This is a genomic window from Parahoeflea halophila (assembly GCF_900220985.1).
Lineage (GTDB): Bacteria > Pseudomonadota > Alphaproteobacteria > Rhizobiales > Rhizobiaceae > Hoeflea > Hoeflea halophila.
Genome location: NZ_OCPC01000001.1, coordinates 777742 through 795474, shown reverse-complemented (window position 1 = coordinate 795474; position 17733 = coordinate 777742). Strand labels below are relative to the sequence as shown.

16 protein-coding genes are annotated in these 17733 nt (G+C 59.4%); 9 read left to right on the top strand and 7 right to left on the bottom strand.

Annotated features, from left to right (window positions below; translation table 11 throughout):
• Positions 1-64: 64 nt before the first annotated feature.
• From CRO46_RS03830 to CRO46_RS03805, 6 genes are all read right to left on the bottom strand, one after another.
• Positions 65-1060: an ABC transporter ATP-binding protein gene (locus tag CRO46_RS03830; RefSeq protein WP_097105210.1), complete on the bottom strand. Its 996-nt coding sequence runs from the start codon at positions 1058-1060 to the stop codon at positions 65-67.
• The gene (locus CRO46_RS03825) at positions 1053-2150 is read right to left on the bottom strand and encodes an ABC transporter ATP-binding protein (protein WP_097105208.1); all 1098 of its coding nucleotides are present in this window, start codon (positions 2148-2150) and stop codon (positions 1053-1055) included. The genes CRO46_RS03830 and CRO46_RS03825 overlap by 8 nt, the downstream gene beginning before the upstream one ends.
• Positions 2151-2153: 3 nt before the next feature.
• Complete coding sequence (locus CRO46_RS03820) at positions 2154-2342, bottom strand: hypothetical protein (RefSeq protein WP_097105207.1); 189 nt, start codon at positions 2340-2342, stop codon at positions 2154-2156.
• Positions 2339-3277: a carbohydrate ABC transporter permease gene (locus tag CRO46_RS03815; RefSeq protein WP_097105206.1), complete on the bottom strand. Its 939-nt coding sequence runs from the start codon at positions 3275-3277 to the stop codon at positions 2339-2341. Before CRO46_RS03815 ends, CRO46_RS03820 begins: the two co-directional genes overlap by 4 nt.
• The gene (locus CRO46_RS03810) at positions 3274-4221 is read right to left on the bottom strand and encodes a carbohydrate ABC transporter permease (protein ID WP_097105204.1); all 948 of its coding nucleotides are present in this window, start codon (positions 4219-4221) and stop codon (positions 3274-3276) included. The genes CRO46_RS03815 and CRO46_RS03810 overlap by 4 nt, the downstream gene beginning before the upstream one ends.
• An 85-nt stretch (positions 4222-4306) precedes the next feature.
• Positions 4307-5650 (bottom strand): ABC transporter substrate-binding protein, encoded by a 1344-nt coding sequence (locus CRO46_RS03805; RefSeq protein ID WP_097105202.1) that lies wholly within the window; start codon positions 5648-5650, stop codon positions 4307-4309.
• 199 nt (positions 5651-5849) lie between these two features.
• Here CRO46_RS03805 and CRO46_RS03800 point away from each other — a divergent pair, with 199 nt between their 5' ends.
• Positions 5850-6869, top strand: coding sequence for a LacI family DNA-binding transcriptional regulator (locus CRO46_RS03800; protein ID WP_179758938.1), 1020 nt, complete (start codon positions 5850-5852; stop codon positions 6867-6869).
• A gap of 365 nt (positions 6870-7234) precedes the next feature.
• On the opposite strand, the gene CRO46_RS03790 is transcribed toward CRO46_RS03800, so the two are convergent.
• On the bottom strand, positions 7235-7507 hold the full coding sequence (locus CRO46_RS03790) for a tyrosine-type recombinase/integrase (RefSeq protein ID WP_097105197.1): 273 nt from the start codon (positions 7505-7507) through the stop codon (positions 7235-7237).
• 391 nt (positions 7508-7898) lie between these two features.
• On the opposite strand from CRO46_RS03790, the gene CRO46_RS03785 reads away from it, so the two are divergent.
• The 8 genes from CRO46_RS03785 (at position 7899) to CRO46_RS03750 (ending at position 17667) form a co-directional block, all read left to right on the top strand.
• Positions 7899-9608, top strand: coding sequence for a hypothetical protein (locus tag CRO46_RS03785; RefSeq protein ID WP_143438939.1), 1710 nt, complete (start codon positions 7899-7901; stop codon positions 9606-9608).
• Between the two features lie 114 nt (positions 9609-9722).
• Entirely contained in the window at positions 9723-10736 is a 1014-nt protein-coding gene (dgcN, locus tag CRO46_RS03780) for an N-acetyltransferase DgcN (RefSeq protein ID WP_097105194.1), read from the top strand.
• Positions 10737-10969: 233 nt separating this feature from the next.
• Positions 10970-12955 carry an AMP-binding protein gene (locus CRO46_RS03775; protein ID WP_097105192.1) on the top strand — a complete coding sequence of 662 codons (1986 nt, stop codon included), beginning with the start codon at positions 10970-10972 and terminating at the stop codon, positions 12953-12955.
• Positions 12952-13776 (top strand): ABC transporter ATP-binding protein, encoded by an 825-nt coding sequence (locus tag CRO46_RS03770; protein WP_097105191.1) that lies wholly within the window; start codon positions 12952-12954, stop codon positions 13774-13776. Before CRO46_RS03775 ends, CRO46_RS03770 begins: the two co-directional genes overlap by 4 nt.
• Positions 13776-14735, top strand: a complete 960-nt coding sequence (locus tag CRO46_RS03765) for a branched-chain amino acid ABC transporter permease (RefSeq protein ID WP_210421474.1) — start codon at positions 13776-13778, stop codon at positions 14733-14735. Before CRO46_RS03770 ends, CRO46_RS03765 begins: the two co-directional genes overlap by 1 nt.
• Before the next feature lie 3 nt (positions 14736-14738).
• On the top strand, positions 14739-15116 hold the full coding sequence (locus CRO46_RS03760; RefSeq protein ID WP_097105190.1) for a VOC family protein: 378 nt from the start codon (positions 14739-14741) through the stop codon (positions 15114-15116).
• Positions 15116-16195 carry a branched-chain amino acid ABC transporter permease gene (locus tag CRO46_RS03755; RefSeq protein ID WP_097105188.1) on the top strand — a complete coding sequence of 360 codons (1080 nt, stop codon included), beginning with the start codon at positions 15116-15118 and terminating at the stop codon, positions 16193-16195. Before CRO46_RS03760 ends, CRO46_RS03755 begins: the two co-directional genes overlap by 1 nt.
• Before the next feature lie 152 nt (positions 16196-16347).
• Positions 16348-17667, top strand: coding sequence for an ABC transporter substrate-binding protein (locus CRO46_RS03750; protein WP_097105187.1), 1320 nt, complete (start codon positions 16348-16350; stop codon positions 17665-17667).
• Positions 17668-17733: the final 66 nt, after the last annotated feature.

The following is a 17733-nucleotide window of genomic DNA, read 5'->3' as shown; positions in this document are numbered from 1 at the left end:
CCTCCAGATATAGTGTCAGGCAAGTTGTCAAAGCGTTTTCGGTGTGCAACCGCGCAAAGGCGCTCTAGGCCACCCGGTCGCCCTGGGCATCGAAATAGAACGGCTTCTCAGGTCGGATTTTGACCGTGTCACCTTCGTTGAGTTGAGTGTGCGCGTCCGTCACTGTGATCAGTTCATGGCTCTTGTAATTGAGATGCAATCGCGTCTGATCACCCAGATGTTCAACACGGGTTACCAGGCTGTCCTCGCCTTCGCCTTGCACGATCTGCTCGGGCCGGAGGCCGATCTTGTCGGCCTTGGCTGGCGCACCGCCAAACAACGAGGCCGGCACTATATTGATCCTGGGCTGACCGAGACGGCTCGCGGCATAGATGCTGACCGGGTTTTCATAGATTTCCCGGGGGCTGCCAAACTGAACCAGCTTGCCGCGGTCGAGAACGCCGACATGGGTTGCCATTGTCATCGCTTCGATCTGGTCGTGCGTGACATATAAGAGCGTCGCGCCGGATTTGGATTGAATGCGCTTCAACTCGATTCGCAGATCGGCGCGCAGTTTGGCGTCGAGTGAACTCAAGGGCTCATCCATCAGGTAGATTGTCGGCGTTCTCACCAGCGCGCGGCCGATGGAAACCCGCTGCATCTCGCCACCCGACAGTGCGGTCGCCTTGTTGTCGAGCTTGTGGGAAATCTGCAGAACCTCGGCGACTTCCCTGATCTTGCGGGCAATCTCTTCGGCAGGTGTCTTGAGAAGCGGCGACTTCAGCGGGAATTCCAGATTCTCGCGCACGGTGAGATGCGGATAGAGCGAATATTGCTGGAATACCATCGCGACATTGCGCTGTGCGGGCGTCAGCCCGGCCATTGACTGGCCACCGATCAACACGTCGCCTGCATCCGGCCTGTCGAGCCCGGATATCATCCTGAGCGTGGTCGTCTTGCCCGCACCCGTCGGGCCCAGCAGGACAACGAACGAACCGTCGGGAACGGTCATGCTGACATTTTCCAGCGCCACATCTGCGCCGAAGCGCTTGGTCACATTTTTCAGAACGACTTCAGCCATGCCGCAAGACCTCCTGATTGGCTTGTGACAACAAAGCCCGGCCGGTCTCCACATTGAAGATCGATATCGTACGGGAATCGAATTCCAGTCCCGGCATATCGCCAACCGAGACCGGCTGCGCAGCACTCATTCGCGACTTGATGGATCCGTTCGGGGTGGCAATGGTTACGATCTGGGTGGTGCCGAGATACTCGGTTGCAAGCACTTCTCCCTTGTAGCCGCTCGAATCGGAGAAACGCACATGTTCCGGCCGGACGCCGAGCGCAAGCCTGCCCCTGGCGCCTTCCAGCGAAGTAGGTATCTGGAAGTCGGTTCCGTTCATGTGAACGCTATTCCGGTTCATGGAGAGCTGGCCATCGAATTCGAGGAAGTTCATGGCCGGCGAGCCAAGAAAACCGGCGACGAACATTGTCGACGGCCAGTCGTAGATTTCCTGCGGCCGGCCAAACTGCTCGACCACGCCATGGTTCATCACCACGATCTTGTCGCCCATCTGCATGGCTTCGAGCTGGTCATGGGTGACATAGACCGTTGTCGCGTTCATGCGATCATGCAGCGCACGCAGTTCTTCGGACATGCGTTCGCGGAACTCGGCATCGAGCGCGCCGAGCGGCTCATCCATGAAGAAAGCCTTAGGGTCGCGCACGATTGCGCGGCCAAGAGCGACCCGCTGGCGGTCGCCGCCGGACAGGCCCCCGACAGGACGGTTGAGGATATCCGCGATCCCAAGGATCTCGGCCACTTCGGCGACCTTCTTCCTGACCTGGGCGCGCGGCATGCCCTGACTTACAAGCGGGTAGGAGATGTTCTTGCCGACATTCATGTGCGGGTAGAGCGCGAACATCTGAAACACGAATGCAATGTCGCGCTGGCTGGCAGGCTTCATGCCCACCTCCTCACCATCAATGTAGATTTCACCGCTGGTGGGCAGTTCAAGCCCGGCCATCATCCGCAGCGTCGTGGTCTTTCCGCAGCCCGAGGGGCCAAGCAGCATGAAGAACTCACCATCCTCGATGGTGAAGGTCGAGGATTTGACCGCCGTGAAGGATCCGAAGTCCTTGCGCACATTCCTGATCATAATCTGCGCCATGAGCTACTCCGGGAAATGGCTGACGATGATGAACATCACCGTGCCAACGAGTGTGACAATGAAGGAATAGGTGAACAGCGACAGCACGAAGGGCTGCATGAGCATGATTACGCCCAGGGCAATCAGGATCGACGCCAGCAATTCCCAGGAACCCCGCCTGAAGCGTAGCAGGCCGTTGATGAAATGAGTCATTTGCGCACCGCGCCGAAGGTAATGCCGCGAAGCAGATGCTTGCGCAGAAGGATTGTGAACACCATCACCGGCACCAGGAAGATCGTTGCGCCTGCGGCAACCGCAGGCCAGTCCTGTCCGCCGACACCGATGATCGTGGGGATGAACGGCGGCGCCGTCTGTGCCGTGCCCGATGTCAGAAGCACGGCAAGCGCATACTCGTTCCATGCGAAGATCAGGCAGAAAATCGCGGTCGAGGCGATGCCTGTGGCCGCCTGCGGAAGGACGACCTTGTAAAACGCCTGGAACCGGGTATAGCCGTCGATCAGCGCCGCCTCTTCATACTCGATCGGGATCTCATCTATGAACCCGTTGATCAGCCAGACCGCCAGCGACAGGTTGATTGCCGTGTAGAGCAGGATCATGCCCGCATGGGTGTCGTTGAGTCCCAGATTCCTGAACATCAGGAAGATCGGAATCGCAACCGCAATCGGCGGCATCATCCGGGTGGAGAGAATGAAGAACAGCAGATCGTCCTTCAGCGGAACCTTGAAGCGCGAAAATGCATAAGCCGCAGCCGTTCCGAGCACGATCGCAAAGAATGTTGAGCCAAATCCAATGATGACCGAGTTGAAGAACCGTTCTGTGTAACGCGACTGCCCGACAATCGTGTTGCCCTTCTCGCGCACCAGCTGTTCGTACCAGGGCAGGTTCTCGCGCGGCTCCTGGGCCATTTCATTGCTCAACCGGGTCTGGGTCGTAAACACGTTTACATATCCCTCGACCGTCGGCTCAAACAGGATTTTTGGCGGATAGGCGATTGAATCTGCGGACGACTTGAAGCCTGTTGCGACGATCCAGAGAAGCGGCAGCATGGTAATCAGCGCGTAGCCCACCACCAGAATGCCGGCGATCCATTTTTGCCGCGGCGACGGCTCGGTGACTGAAAAGCTCATCTCTGTTTCACCTTGTTGAGCGCCTTTACATAGATGGAAGCCAGTCCAAAGACCGTGACAAACAGAATGACAGCATATGCGGACGAATATCCGGTTCGCCATTTCTCGAAAGCTTCGCGCTTGAGATCGATGGAGGTCAGCGTCGTGGTGTTGCCCGGCCCGCCGCCGGTCAGTTGCACGACCAGATCGAACATCTTGAAATTTTCGATGCCCCGGAACAGCACAGCCAGCATGAGAAACGGCAGGATCATCGGGATCGTGATGGTCCAGAACTGCCGCCACTTGCTGGCACGGTCGCACTCCGCCGCTTCATAAATGCTGTCGGGAATGGACCTCAGCCCGGCGAGACAGATCAGCATGACGAAGGGAGTCCACATCCAGGTGTCGACGATCACAATCGCCCAGGGTGCGAGAGACACCTCTCCGATCATGGAGAAACTAGAAGGGTCCGCGCCGGTGACAAAGCCGACGATGTAATTGAACAGGCCGATTTGCGGCTGATACAGGAAGGTCCAGAAATTGCCGACCACGGCAGGCGAGAGCATCATCGGAAAGACGATGATCGTGGTCCAGAGGTCATTGCCCTTGAATTTCTTGTTGATGAGATAGGCGAGCGTAAAGCCGATCAGCACCTGGCAGACAATAGTCCAGATCAGGAAATGCGCAGTCGCCTGCATCGTGATCCAGACATCCGGGTCACCCAGAATGCGCTCGTAGTTCCGCAAACCCACCCATTCGATGTCACTGTTGGGACGGTTCACTCGGAAATTGGTGAAGCTGAGGTAAACCGTCCAGATCAGCGGAAAGATGTTGATCGCCAACAGGATGGCAATAGTCGGGGCAACGAAGATCCAGGCGATTGCCCTGTCGGAGAGGCCCTTCACCTTTTGCGCCACAAGCGGCGGGGTAGCCCGGGCTGCGCGGTCTATTACATTTTCTGCCATAGCTTTCCCCTAGATCCCACTTGCAAGGCCGGAACTCCATGGTTCCGGCCTTGCCACCCAGTGGGAGGAGTACACGGGTTAAGGCTTACTTCTTGCCTTCGTCTTCAAAGACTTCATCCCAGTCCTTGACCAGCCCGTCCAGGGCTTCCTTGGCGGTGCCGTTGCCAGCCACAACATAGTTGTGAATGCGCTCCTGCATGGGCAACAGCAGGGATGCATAGGCAGGTTCCGCCCAGAAGTCCTTTACGATTGCCATGGAATCCAGGAAGGTCCGGGCGAAGGGCTGGCTGCTTGCGAAACCAGGGTCTTCCACGACCGCACGCATCGCCGATGCACCGCCGACGTCCCACCATTTCTGCTGGACATCCTTTTGCGCAAACCACTTGATGTACTCTAGCGCAGCGTCCTTGTTGTCCGAATTGGCAACGACGGAGATGCCCTGGCCACCAAGCTGGGCGAACTGACCGGCGGGACCTGCCGGGTTTGCAAAATAGCCTGACTTGCCACCGCCAACATTCGGATCGGCTTCCACGCCGGGCCAGATGAAGGCGAAGTTCATCTGCATGGCAACCTGTCCGGATTTGTAGGCGTCGATGTTTTGCGACATGTAAGCATCTGAGGCGCCGGGAGGCGTGCAGCAATCGTAAAGCTCCTTGTAGAACTCAAGCGCCTCGATCGCGCCTTCAGAATTCACGAAGCCTTCAAGCTCGTAGGGGTTTTCCGGATCTTCATACAGGAAACCGTAATTGTAGAGCGCGTTGGTCACGCCCATCGTGATGCCTTCCGAGCCACGCTCGGTGTAAATGGCCGCGCCGTAGACCGTCTTGCCGTCGATTTCGCGGCCCTGGAAAAACTCGGCGATGTCCTTGAGCTCGGCAAGGGTGTTCGGCACGCCGAGATCACGGCCGTATTTTTCCTTGAACTCGGCTTGGAGTTCAGGGCGCTCGAACCAGTCCTTGCGATAGGTCCAGCCGACCACGTCGGCATAAGCGGGCAGGGCATAATAATTCGGGGTGTTTTTGGGCCATTCCGCGTAACCGGTCACGGTTGCGGGGAGGAAGTCGGCCATGTCGATGCCTTCCTGGTCGAAGAAGTCGTTCAACTTGACATACTGGCCATTCTCAGCCGCGCCACCAATCCACTGGCTGTCGCCAATCAAAAGGTCACAGAGCGTGCCGCCCGAGTTCAGCTCATTGAGCATGCGGTCGGCAAAATTCGGCCAAGGCACAAATTCAAAGCTCATATTGTGGCCGGATTGGGCTTCGAAATCCTTGCTCATCTCGACCAGCGCGTTGGCCGGATCCCAGGCGGCCCAGCACAGGGTCAGATCCGCAGCTTGTGCAGATGTCGTCGTCAGCGCCGTGCCAGCAAGGCCCGCTCCCAGCAGCAGCCCGATCGTCGCGGCAGAATTCATCATTCTGTTTTTCATCACAGCAGTCCTCCCATTTAACCAACCCCGCCAGAATAGCGCGGTCTCTTCTCCTGAGCCAAACCGTAATGAGGTGCGCACCTCATTGCAACACATTTCTGAGGTGCGCACCTCAAAAGTTGATTTCCCACTCATTTTGTTGAACTAATCGGATCACGCCCGTTGCGGCGAATTCAATGGACCAGGATATCTGAGGCATATGAGACCAACAGCAAAAGACTTGGCAGTTGAAGCCGGCGTTAGTCTTGCGACCATCGACCGGGTCTTGAACGGCCGCCCTGGCGTGAAGCCGCGAACGGTCAACAAAGTCAATGAGGCCATCAAAAGAATAGGTTTTGTCCGCAATTTGGCTGCGGTCAACCTGGCCCGAAAAAAGAGTTATCAGTTTCGCTTTCTGCTTCCCGATCATGGAGATCAGTTCATGAATGTTCTCGTTAGGCAGATCGAGGAGGCGAGCAAGGCGTTTGCCGACGAAATGACCGATGTAGCGGCCATTCGTCTGCCAGTTGAGGATCCTTACAAGCTTGCCGCCTATCTTGGCGCACTTGAAGCAGACACCACACAAGGCATTGCAATCATGGCGCCGGAATCACCGCAGGTTCGCGATGCGATCAATCGGCTACTGGAGCGCGGCATTGAGGTTGTCCAGTTTCTTACGGGCCAGCCGAAAGCCGGCAGCAACGACTTTGTCGGGATCGACAATCATGCGGCGGGTGCCACCGCAGCACAGCTAATCGGGCGTTTCTCGACCTCGATAAGGGGTAAGATACTCATTGTCTCGGAGACCATGCAGGCGCGTGACAGCATTGAGCGGCGGCTTGGCTTTGACGAGGTCATCAACCGGGAATATCCCGGCCTGCAAACCCTGCCATCGGTTGAAACACGCGGCGACACAGCAAGAACCGCACGCATTTTTGAAAACGTCTTTGCCAACCATCCGGACATCTCGGGAATTTACGTGATGAGCGCCGAAGCCCGAGTCCCGATCGGCGAAATATCCAGGCTAGCGACAAAGCCGCTGGTGAAGATTGTGCACGAGCGCACTCCGTTTACCGAGGCGGCCCTTCGAAGCGGCGAAATCGATGCCGTGATTGCGCAGAATTCGGGGCATCTGGTGAGAAGCGCCGTCAGAATCCTCAAGGCCCGCAACGATCAGCGCGTTCCGCTGGCTTCTCAGGAAAAAATCCGCATCGAGATTCTGATAAAGGAGAACCTTTGAAACCTGGAGCAGTCATCAACGATGTCCTGAGCGAAGTTTCAAAGGTCCTTGCGTCATTTGGAGAAATCGTCAGGCTTTATTGAGCGTGATCAGACGCTCGTATTGTCGATCGAAGTTATCGATCGGCAATCTTACAAGGTACACTAACGTCTGTTCGCTGTTTTGCTCAGGAATGGTGGATAAAAGGCGCACCCGAGGGGATTCGAGCCTGTGATCTCTGTCATCGGAAGGCACGCTGTCACCATGCAGAAATCTGCCGGGAATCGCCTCCGTTCTAAGGAGCATAAACAGAACTTTTGCCACTTAACTCCTGATTACCAAGCTTTCGGCAACGGGTCCGAATAAATGGAGCGATACCTGCTTGCTCAGCTTGTGACAACAAATAGGGTGGGCATGATATCGATCTTACGCTCGATCTGATCGGCGTCAGCTTTTATCGGATCGTCTGCCAAGTGGGCATAACGCGCTGTCGTTTGTGGCTGCGAATGTCCATGAAGCTTTCCAATCATTGGTAACGACATGCCGCTGACGACTGCGATGGACGCGACGGGATGGCACAAATCATGGATGCGGACATTATCCAGCTCTGCCTTCGTCCGGATCGCGCGCCATGGTTTCTGCAAGTTGACCAAACGCACCCCTTTTTTTCATGCCACATATAACATGAGGGTTGTCTTCGTAACGCGGCAGCCCTGCCAAGACCTGCATGGCCGGTGGGCTGAAGTATATCGGTTTTGCACCGGTTCTAGAATCCGGAAGGCGAATGCATGAGTTATCAAAATCGACCCACGTCCATTGCTGGGTCAAGACCTCGCTGAGGCGTGCTCCGGTCAGAATGAGCAGTCTGATGGATGCATTCCCAAACGGATACATCCTTTCTTTCTTTTCCAACTGAGTAAGACGTCGGTTCAGTCCCGATGGTCCTGCTTGCGGGGCCTGCCCGGCACCCAGCCTTGCCGAGGCGCGTGATTGACCTTGATGCGGGGTATCGCCGACTATCGCGGCGCAGAGAATCAGGGCGGGGGCAGAATGAGCACGAATTCCATCGAGATCGACGAAACCCGGGGGCGGGGCGCGTTGGTCTGGCTCTATCCGTTTTTGATCGCGTTCGCGCTGCTGCTGGTCGTGCTGCAGAGCCTGCCGTTGGTGCTGCCGATCGGGCCGATGTATTGGGACGTGCTGGTCTATTATGACGCGATCGGCCGGATCGCGCAGGGGCAGTGGCCTGCGATAGATTTCTTCGCGCCGGTCGGGCCGCTCGAATATTTCCTGGCCGCCTTCTCCAATTGGCTGTTTCCCCAGGCCCAACCGGTCTTGATGACGCAGTGGATCTGGCTGCCGGTGACGGCGCCGGTGATGGCGCTGATCCTGTGGGATGTTGCCCGGGGCGGCCGCGGCAAGCTGGCCTTCTGGCTGCTCATCCCGTGGATGTTGTTTACCCTGCTGCCCTACAATCTGGTGCATTTCTATCCCTATCCGGGCACCGACGCCTTCGGCATCTACAACCGGCACGGCGCGCATCTGAACTATCTGGTGGCGGTGACGGTGCTGTTCGTGCGGGGAGCGATAATCCAGACAGTGCTGTTGAGCGTGCTGGTGCTGGCGCTGGCGTTCTGCAAGATCACGGCATTCCTGGCCGCCGGGCCGATCCTGCTGTTCGGGGTCGTACTCGGGCGGATCCGCATTGCAACCGCACTCACCACCGCGCTGATCTGCGTCGGCGTAAGTGGCATTGCCGAACTGACCACCGGGCTGGTGGTGCCCTATGTGCAGGACATCGTGGTGCTGGCCTCGCAGAACACTGGTGCGCTGCTGCCCCGGTTCCTGACTGCCGCGTCGCTGCATTTCAACGTTTTCGGCGCTGGCGGGGCTCTGGCGATGGTGTTGCTGATCGCGGCCCTGAGCGGCAATCCCGCAGCCGGTGGCCGCGCTGGCGCCACCCGGATCGCGCGGCTGATTGATGCGGACTGGTTCTGGGTCGGACTGCTGCTGGTCTGTGGGCTGTTCTACGAGACCCAAAACACCGGCAGCCAGGCCTTCCTGATGGTCTGGCCGGCGCTTCTGGCAATCCTCATGCGGCTGAGAGACGGTTATGGGCGCTACCGCATGGTCATCCTGGTGCTGATCGGCTTCACGGTGGTGCCGCCTGTGAGCACAGTGCTGCACAAGGCTGCGCGGGCGCTTGCGGTGTCGCCCGGCTATGTCGAGCTTGATGCGCCGGATCTGGGACCGATCGGCCAGGTGTCGGCCAAGGATATCTTCGTCGAGCGGGCGCAGCGGATGCGCGGGATCTACATCGCCCACCGCGACGCCTACGACGCGCTTGCCGAAACCGAGGCGCTGCCTTCGTTCCTGCTGTTTTCGGACCCGGATTACCAGTATCTGCTGCTCAAGGAAATGCAGGCAGCGGCAGTGGCGATCAAGGGGCTGGAAGTCCGCAGCCGGCGCCGGTTCGAACGTGTCCTCAATCTCGATTTCGCCAATCCGTTTCCCTACATCCTGAACAAGAAGGGGGCGGACCATGTCGCAATCGGTGCCGATCCAAGCCGGGCGGTTCCCGAGCTCGACGACAGGACCCGTGACGCGGTGGCCGGGACGGACCTGGTGCTGGCGCCGTCCTGTCCGGTGCACCACGCCAGAAAGGTGCTGTTCGAGCATTATCAATCGGCCCTGACCGAACACCAGCGGATCGAACTGACGCCCTGTTTCGACGCCTATATCCTGCCGGTTTCCAACTGACCGGAATCCGCTATGCCTTGTTATTTGTTCAAGATGCCATTTGTCGCCTTGACGGCTGCTGCATGGGGCAGGACAGTGGTTGTTTGAAACCTATTTCCCTGTCCGGAGTATGCAATGGTCATCAATCCGCCCTATCTGATTTTTCTCGGTGATGTGCCTGACGCGCTGGCGGCAAAAACCGGTCTCGGGATTGTCGACTGGCGTCCCGAATGGTGCATCGGCCAATTGCGGCTGGAAGGCTGTCAGGCGGATGCAAATATCCCGGATCTGAGCATCGAAGCGGCGGTGGCGCAGGGTGTCAAGACCATGGTCGTCGGCGCGGTCAATGCCGGCGGCGTACTGCCTGCGCACTGGGTCTCGTCCATTGTGGCCGCGCTTGATGCCGGGCTTGACGTGGCGACCGGTCTGCACACCCGGTTGGCGTCGATACCGGAGATCCGGGCTGCGGCGGAGCGCAGCGGTGCCAGGTTGCACGACGTGCGGTTTTCCGATCATCGCTTCGACACCGGCAAGGGCACCAAGCGTCCGGGCCTGCGCTGCCTCACTGTGGGCACCGACTGCTCCGTGGGCAAGAAATACACAGCACTTGCGCTGGAACGTGAAATGCGGGCACGCGGCATGGATGCGGATTTCCGTGCCACAGGCCAGACCGGGGTGTTCATTTCCGGCAGAGGTGCCGCGATCGACGCGGTGGCAGCGGATTTCATCTCGGGCGCAGTGGAATGGATCGCGCCGGCGGCGGACCCGGGGCACTGGGACCTGGTCGAAGGGCAGGGATCGCTGTTCCATCCAAGCTTCGCGGGCGTCTCGCTGGGTCTGCTGCATGGCGCACAGGCCGATGCCTTCATCGTCTGTCACGAACCGACGCGCACCAATATGCGCGGGGTCAAACACGCCCTGCCCAGCATCCAGCAGGTGATCGACATGACCATTGCCTGCGGACGGCTGACCAATCCGGAGATCACCTGCACCGGGATTGCCGTCAACACGCAGAAGCTCGGCGAGGCGGAGGCCAAGGCACTGCTTGCGGATCTGGAGAGGGAATACGGCGTGCCGGCAACAGATCCGATCCGCTTTGGCGTGGCGGCTCTGGTCGACCGGTTGCAGATGATCAAGGGACAAGGGTGACCTGTCACCAAAGTATGACTTGCAACGGTGGCGGAGGCGAATAAGGTAAACGAGCGTTCATTTAATTGATGCGCACAGGAGCGGCGGCTGAGAGGACAGCTGCCGGTTCAGGAACAGACGCTACCGGGATCAGCCGGTAGCATTATGGTCAGTGGGAACGACCAACAGCATGGGGTGAGAGCCATGCGCCCGGGCAAGGTGGGAGCCGGTCCGGACAGGGAGGAGAGTGGAGGATGGAAGCCACAGGCGTAACCGCCGGCGGCAAGCCGGTGACGTTTCCGCAGTATCTGCTGCTGAACGCCAAGCGTTTTGCATCGCGGCCGGCGATGCGGATCAAGGATTACGGGATCTGGCAGACGTGGAGCTGGGCCGAGCAGCGCGACGAGATTCGCGACTTCGCGCTCGGTCTCAAGGCGATGGGTCTTGCTGAAGGCGAGCGCATTGCCATTGTCGGCTCGAACCGCCCGCGGCTCTACTGGGCGTTCTGTGCGGCGCAATCGCTCAAGGCGATCCCGGTGCCGGTCTATGCCGATTCCGTTGCCGAAGAGATGGCCTATGTGCTGCACCATGCCGGTGTGCGGTTTGCCGTTGTTCAGGACCAGGAGCAGGTCGACAAGATCCAGTCGGTTGCCACCGATATTCCGGGCCTCAGCGAGATCATTTTCGACGAGCCGCGCGGACTGCGCGACTACGAGCGCGATCACCTGCATGATTTCAGCGACATCCAGCAGAGGGGCCGCGAGATCGCCGCGGCCAACACTTCCGCGATTTCTGACTGGGAAGCGGGTATCCGGGCCTCGGACGGCACGGAAACCTCTGCCATACTCTACACGTCAGGCACCACCGGGCGCTCCAAGGGCGTGATGCTGACGGCTGCGGCCTCGGTCAAGGCTGCCGAGGACACTGCCAAGTTCGACAACATGACCGAACAGGACGAGGTGCTTGCCTATCTGCCGCTGGCCTGGGTCGGCGATCATTATCTGAACTACGCGCAAGGCTATGTCGCCGGGCTGTGCATGAGCTGTCCCGAAAGTCCCGAGACGGTCGCGCAGAACCTGCGCGAGATCGGTCCGAGTTTCTATTTCGCGCCGCCGCGCGTGTTCGAAGGCCTGCTGACCAGCGTGATGATCCGTATGGAAGACGCCAGTTCCTGGAAGAAATGGCTGTTTACCCACTATCTCGGCGTGGCCAAGGCCTATGGCGAGAAGATCCTCGAAGGCCGTCCGGTTCCGCTGTCGGGGCGCATTTCCTACTGGATTGGTGACAAGCTGATCTACGGACCGCTGCGCAACGTGCTCGGATTCACGCGGATCCGCACCGCCTATACTGCCGGTGAGGCGATCGGGCCGGACCTGTTTTCGTTCTTCCGCTCGCTGGGGATCAATCTCAAACAGCTTTACGGGCAGACCGAGGCGTTCCTGTATGTGACCGCACAGAAGGACGGCGACGTGCGTCCCGACACGGTGGGGCCGGCGGCTCCCGATGTCGAAATCCGCATCGCCGACAATGGCGAGGTGCAGTTCCGCTCGCCCGGCATGTTTGCCGGTTACTACGGAGACGAGGAAAAGACCCGCGAAACCATGACGCCGGATGGCTGGGTGATGACCGGCGACGCGGGGATCTTCGATGCCCAGGGTCACCTCAAGATCATCGACCGGGCGAAGGATGTCGGCAAGCTGACCACGGGTGCGCTCTATGCGCCGAAATACATCGAGAACAAGCTGAAGTTCTTCCCCAACATCAAGGAGGCTGTGGCCTTTGGTGATGGACGGGATTTCGTTGCGGTGTTTCTCAACATCGACCTGACGGCGGTGGGCAACTGGGCCGAGCGCAACAACATTTCCTACGGCTCCTACCAGGAGCTGGCCGGCCTGCCGCAGGTCTACGAGATGATGACCAATCACATCAACCAGGTTAACCGTGATCTGGCGGCAGAACCGATGATGGCGGGCGCCCAGATCAAGCGCTTCCTCGTGCTGCACAAGGAGCTCGACGCCGATGACGGCGAGTTGACCCGGACGCAGAAGGTGCGGCGCAGCTTCCTGGCGGAACGATACGGGCCGCTGATCGAGGCGTTGTATGACGGCTCGCCGGAGAAATACATCGAGACGGAAATGACCTTCGAGGACGGCCGCAAGGGCATTATCCGCGCGACGGTGAAAGTGGCGGATGCAAAAGTGCAGCCGGTCTCAAACGCAATGCCGGAGGCTGCCGAATGAACGCGCGAGTCCAACATGTCGAGCTTCATGCCGAGGATGACGGTCTGAACCCCGGCGACGTCATGCTCAATGTCGAGAACGTGTCGCTATCGTTTGGCGGGGTGAAGGCGATTGCGGATATCTCGTTTGATATCCGCAAGGGCGAAATCCGTGCCATTATCGGCCCAAACGGCGCTGGCAAGACCTCGATGCTCAATGTGATAAACGGCTTCTACCATCCGCAGGAAGGAGTGATCACGTTCCGCGGCGAGGCCCGTTCGCGCATGCGCCCCTACGAGGCAGCGGCCTCGGGCATTGCGCGCACGTTCCAGAACGTGGCCTTGTTCAAGGGCATGTCAACGCTCGACAACATCATGTCCGGCCGGACGCTGAAGATGAACCGGAACTTCTTCTGGCAGGTGCTCAATGTCGGGCCGGCGCGCAACGAGGAAATCGAGCACCGGCTCAAGGTCGAGGAAATCATCGACTTTCTCGAAATCCAGCACATCCGCAAGACGCCGGTCGGCAAGCTGCCCTACGGGCTGCAAAAGCGGGTCGAGCTCGGCCGGGCGCTGGCGATGGAGCCGGACCTGCTGCTGCTCGACGAACCCATGGCGGGCATGAACCTGGAAGAAAAAGAAGACATGAGCCGCTTCATTCTGGATGTGAACAGCCAGATGGGAACGACGATCGCGCTGATCGAGCACGACATGGGCGTGGTGATGGATATCTCCGACCGTGTGGTGGTGCTCGATTACGGCCGCAAGATCGGCGATGGCCCGCCGGACGAGGTAAAGAACAACCAGGACGTCATCGACGCCTATCTGGGAGTGTCGCACTGATGGATATGCTGTACTCAATTCTCGTCGATCCGTTCGTGCAGATGGTGGAGCTGCCGGACTTCTTCCTGCAGGTGCTGTGGGAAGGCTTTGTCGCCGGTGTCCTCTACGCGCTGATCGCGCTCGGCTTCGTGCTGATCTTCAAGGCGTCGGGCGTGTTCAACTTCGCGCAGGGGATCATGGTGGTGTTTGCCGGCCTGACGCTGGTCGGCCTGCACGAAAAGGGCGTGCCAGCCTATCTGGCGCTGATCCTGACCATCGGCGTGATGGGCGTTCTGGCCCTGGCCGTCGAGCGTTTCGTGATGCGGCCGCTGGTCAACCAACCCGATATCATCCTCTTGATGTCGACCATCGGCCTGACCTATTTCCTGGTCGGGTTCGGCGAGTTCGTGTTCGGCGGCGAACCCAAGCAGATGATCACCCAGGAGCTGGGGCTGCCGACCGGATCGACGGCGCTCGAGATCGGCGATGGCGGGCTTCTGATCCTGCAGCATATCGACATTGCGGCGGCAGTGATCGCCATCATCATGGTCGGTGCACTAGCGGTGTTCTTCAACAAGACCAGGATCGGCCGGGCGTTGCGCGCGGTGGCCGATGATCATCAGGCAGCGCTGTCTGTGGGCATTTCGCTCAATCAGATCTGGGCTATCGTCTGGTTTGCCGCCGGCATCGTGGCGCTGACCACCGGCATCATGTGGGGTGCACGCTCGGATGTGTCGTTCGCACTCGAGATCATCGCGTTCAAGGCGCTGCCGGTGCTGATCCTCGGCGGTTTCACCTCAATTCCGGGTGCCATCGTCGGCGGGTTGATCATCGGTATCGGCGAGAAGATCGGCGAGATATACTGGGGGCCGCTGGTGGGTGGCGGCATCGAAAGCTGGCTCGCCTACATGATAGCGTTGATCTTCCTGCTGTTCAGGCCGCAGGGCCTGTTCGGCGAACGCATTATCGAAAGGGTGTAAGCGATGCACAAGAGCAGACTTTCAGCCATCGTCGTCGATTGCCACACCGACCATATCGAACATGCTGCCGGGTTCTGGTCGCAACTTCTGGGTCAGCCGTCGCATGTGGATGATGATGGTCGCAGGGCTACCATTCTGGCCGCCGACAAGGGCGTGTCTCTGGTGATCGAGGCGGTTCAGGACGAAGCGCGTATCCATTTCGACATCGAGACCGACAATCTGGCCGCCGAAATTCGCCGCATCGAGGAACTCGGCGGCAAGAAGATCACAGTGGTGGACCATTCGGTGATCATGGAAGCGCCGACGGGGCACCGGTTCCGGGTGACCGGCCCGAATTCGCACGTGCTGCCATCGAGCGGGAATGTCTGGGGAGACGAATAATGCTGTACCGCGAATCCGGCCAGTACAAGACCAGTTACACAGCTGACCAGGCAATCTTTCCGATCCGGGAAGACCGCATCGGCATGGCGATCCTCCTCATTGTCGCGCTGGCGATCCCGTTCCTTGTCAGCGATTTCTTCCTCAACGCCATCATGACGCCGTTCCTGATCCTGGCGCTGGCGGCGATCGGGCTCAACATCCTGACGGGCTATGCAGGCCAGCTGTCGCTTGGCACCGGCGCCTTCATGGGCGTGGGCGCCTATAGCTGCTACAAGCTGACAACGATCTTCCCCGATACCAACATTGTCATCCTGGTCATGATTTCGGGGCTGTTCTCGGCCGGGATCGGCGTGCTGTTCGGCCTGCCGTCGCTCAGGATCAAGGGGCTTTACCTGGCCGTGACGACGCTTGCGGCGCAGTTCTTTCTCGAGTGGTGCTTCATCCGCATTCCGTGGCTCTACAACTACAACGCATCGGGTGCGATCGAAGTGCCGGAGCGGCGCGGTTTCGGCGACATCGTGCTGACCGGCCCCTCGGCTGCACCGATGACGCAGTATTTCATCGTGCTGGCGATCGTCGTGGTGGTGACACTGGCAGTGAAGAACATCGTGCGTGGACGGATCGGCCGGCAGTGGATGATGATCCGCGACATGGATATCGCGGCCGAGCTGATGGGGGTCAGGCCGCTGACCGCGAAGCTGTCGGCCTTCGCCGTGTCATCCTATCTCTGCGGCGTCGCCGGGGCGATGTTCATCTTCTTCTATCTCGGTGCGGCCGAACCTTCGGCGTTCTCGATCACGCTGTCGTTCCAGATCCTGTTCATGGTGATCCTGGGCGGATTGGGCAGCCTCGTCGGCTCGTTCTTCGGCGCGGCCTTCATCTGGGGGCTGCCGATCGTGCTGCGTGCGGGGCTGCCGGCGGTGGGAATCGGTGTCGGGGCCGAGACCGTGTTTCACATCGCGACCATGATCGTGGGCGCGCTGATCATCTTTTTTCTCATTGTCGAACCGCATGGCCTGGCACGGCTCTGGTCGCTCGGCAAAGAGAAACTGCGTGTCTGGCCGTTTCCATACGGCTGACCAACTGGTGCTTTCCGGGACGTCTGAGGAGGTGTCCGGGAGAGGTTCCATAAACGACATAGTCCGGGCACGGGACCCGTCCGGACCAAGGATGTCGGGAGGAATTGGGTCTCCGTACTGGTGCGGAATCCGCGCCTAATGGGAGGAATACAATGCGACTGAAATGTCTGATTGCCGGAACCGTCTTGGCCGGCACTTTGGCGGGCGCGGCACTGCCGGCCTTCGCCGCCGACGAGCTGCACGTGCCGCTGTTCAGCTACCGCACCGGCCCCTATGCCGGCTCCGGTATCCCGATTGCCAACGGCATGCATGACTACCTGACCATGCTCAACGAGCGCGACGGCGGCATCAACGGCGTCAAGATCCGGATCACCGAGTGCGAAACCGGCTACGACACCCAGAAGGGCGTCGAGTGCTACGAGCAGGTCAAGAACGACGGCGCGCTGGTCATCAGCCCGTACTCGACCGGCATCACGCTGCAGGTGATCCCGAAGGCTTCGGTCGACAAGATCCCGGTTCTGTCTATGGCCTACGGCCTTTCTGCCGCGGCGGAAGGCAACACCTTCCCGTGGGTATTCAATCCGCCGGACACCTACTGGGACGGGGCTTCGGCCATCATCGTCGATATCGCGCGCCGTGAAGGCGGTGAAGAAAACCTCAAGGGCAAGAAGATCGGTTATATCTTCCTCGATGCAGGCTATGGCCGTGAAGCCATTCCGCTGCTTGAGCAGTTGTCCAGCGATCTCGGTTTCGAGCTGATGCAGTATCCGGTTGCCGGCAAGGAAATGCAGAACCAGTCGTCGCAATGGCTCAACATCCGGCGCGACCGGCCCGACTACATGATCATGTGGGGCTGGGGCGCCATGAGCCCGACAGCCGTCAAGGAAGCCACCAAGATCCGCTACCCGATGGACAAGTTCTACGGCGTGTGGTGGTCGGGCGGCAATGACGACGCGGCAGCCGGCGGCGATGCAGCCAAGGGCTACCGGACGCTCAACTTCCATGGCGTAGGATCAGACTTCGGTGCGATCCAGGACATCAAGAAGTATGTCGTCGATGCCGGCAAGAGCGAGGTCGACCCGGCCAAGTTCGCCGACAACCTCTACAATCGCGGCGTCTACAACTCGATGCTGATTGCCGAAGGTATCCGCAAGGCGCAGGAACTGACCGGCAAGACCGTGATCGACGCGACCGACATGCGCAACGGCCTTGAGAACCTCGACATCACCGAGGATCGTCTCAAGGAAATGGGCATGGAAGGCTTCGCCCTGCCCATGAAGCTGTCGTGCGAGGACCATTCCGGTCACCACAAGGTCTATGTGGTCGAGTGGGACGGCAAGGACTGGCAGAAGTCGGGCGACTGGTTCTCGCCGGATGTCGAGATGGTCAAGCCGCTGCTTGAGAAGGCTGCCGAAGAGTATGCCGCGAGCAACGCGCCTTGGCCCGAGCGGACTGAACCCTGCCTGAACTAAGCGCTGAAACAGCCTGCCGCGCGAACGCATGGGCCGCGCGGCAGGCTCCTGCCTCTGACATTTATC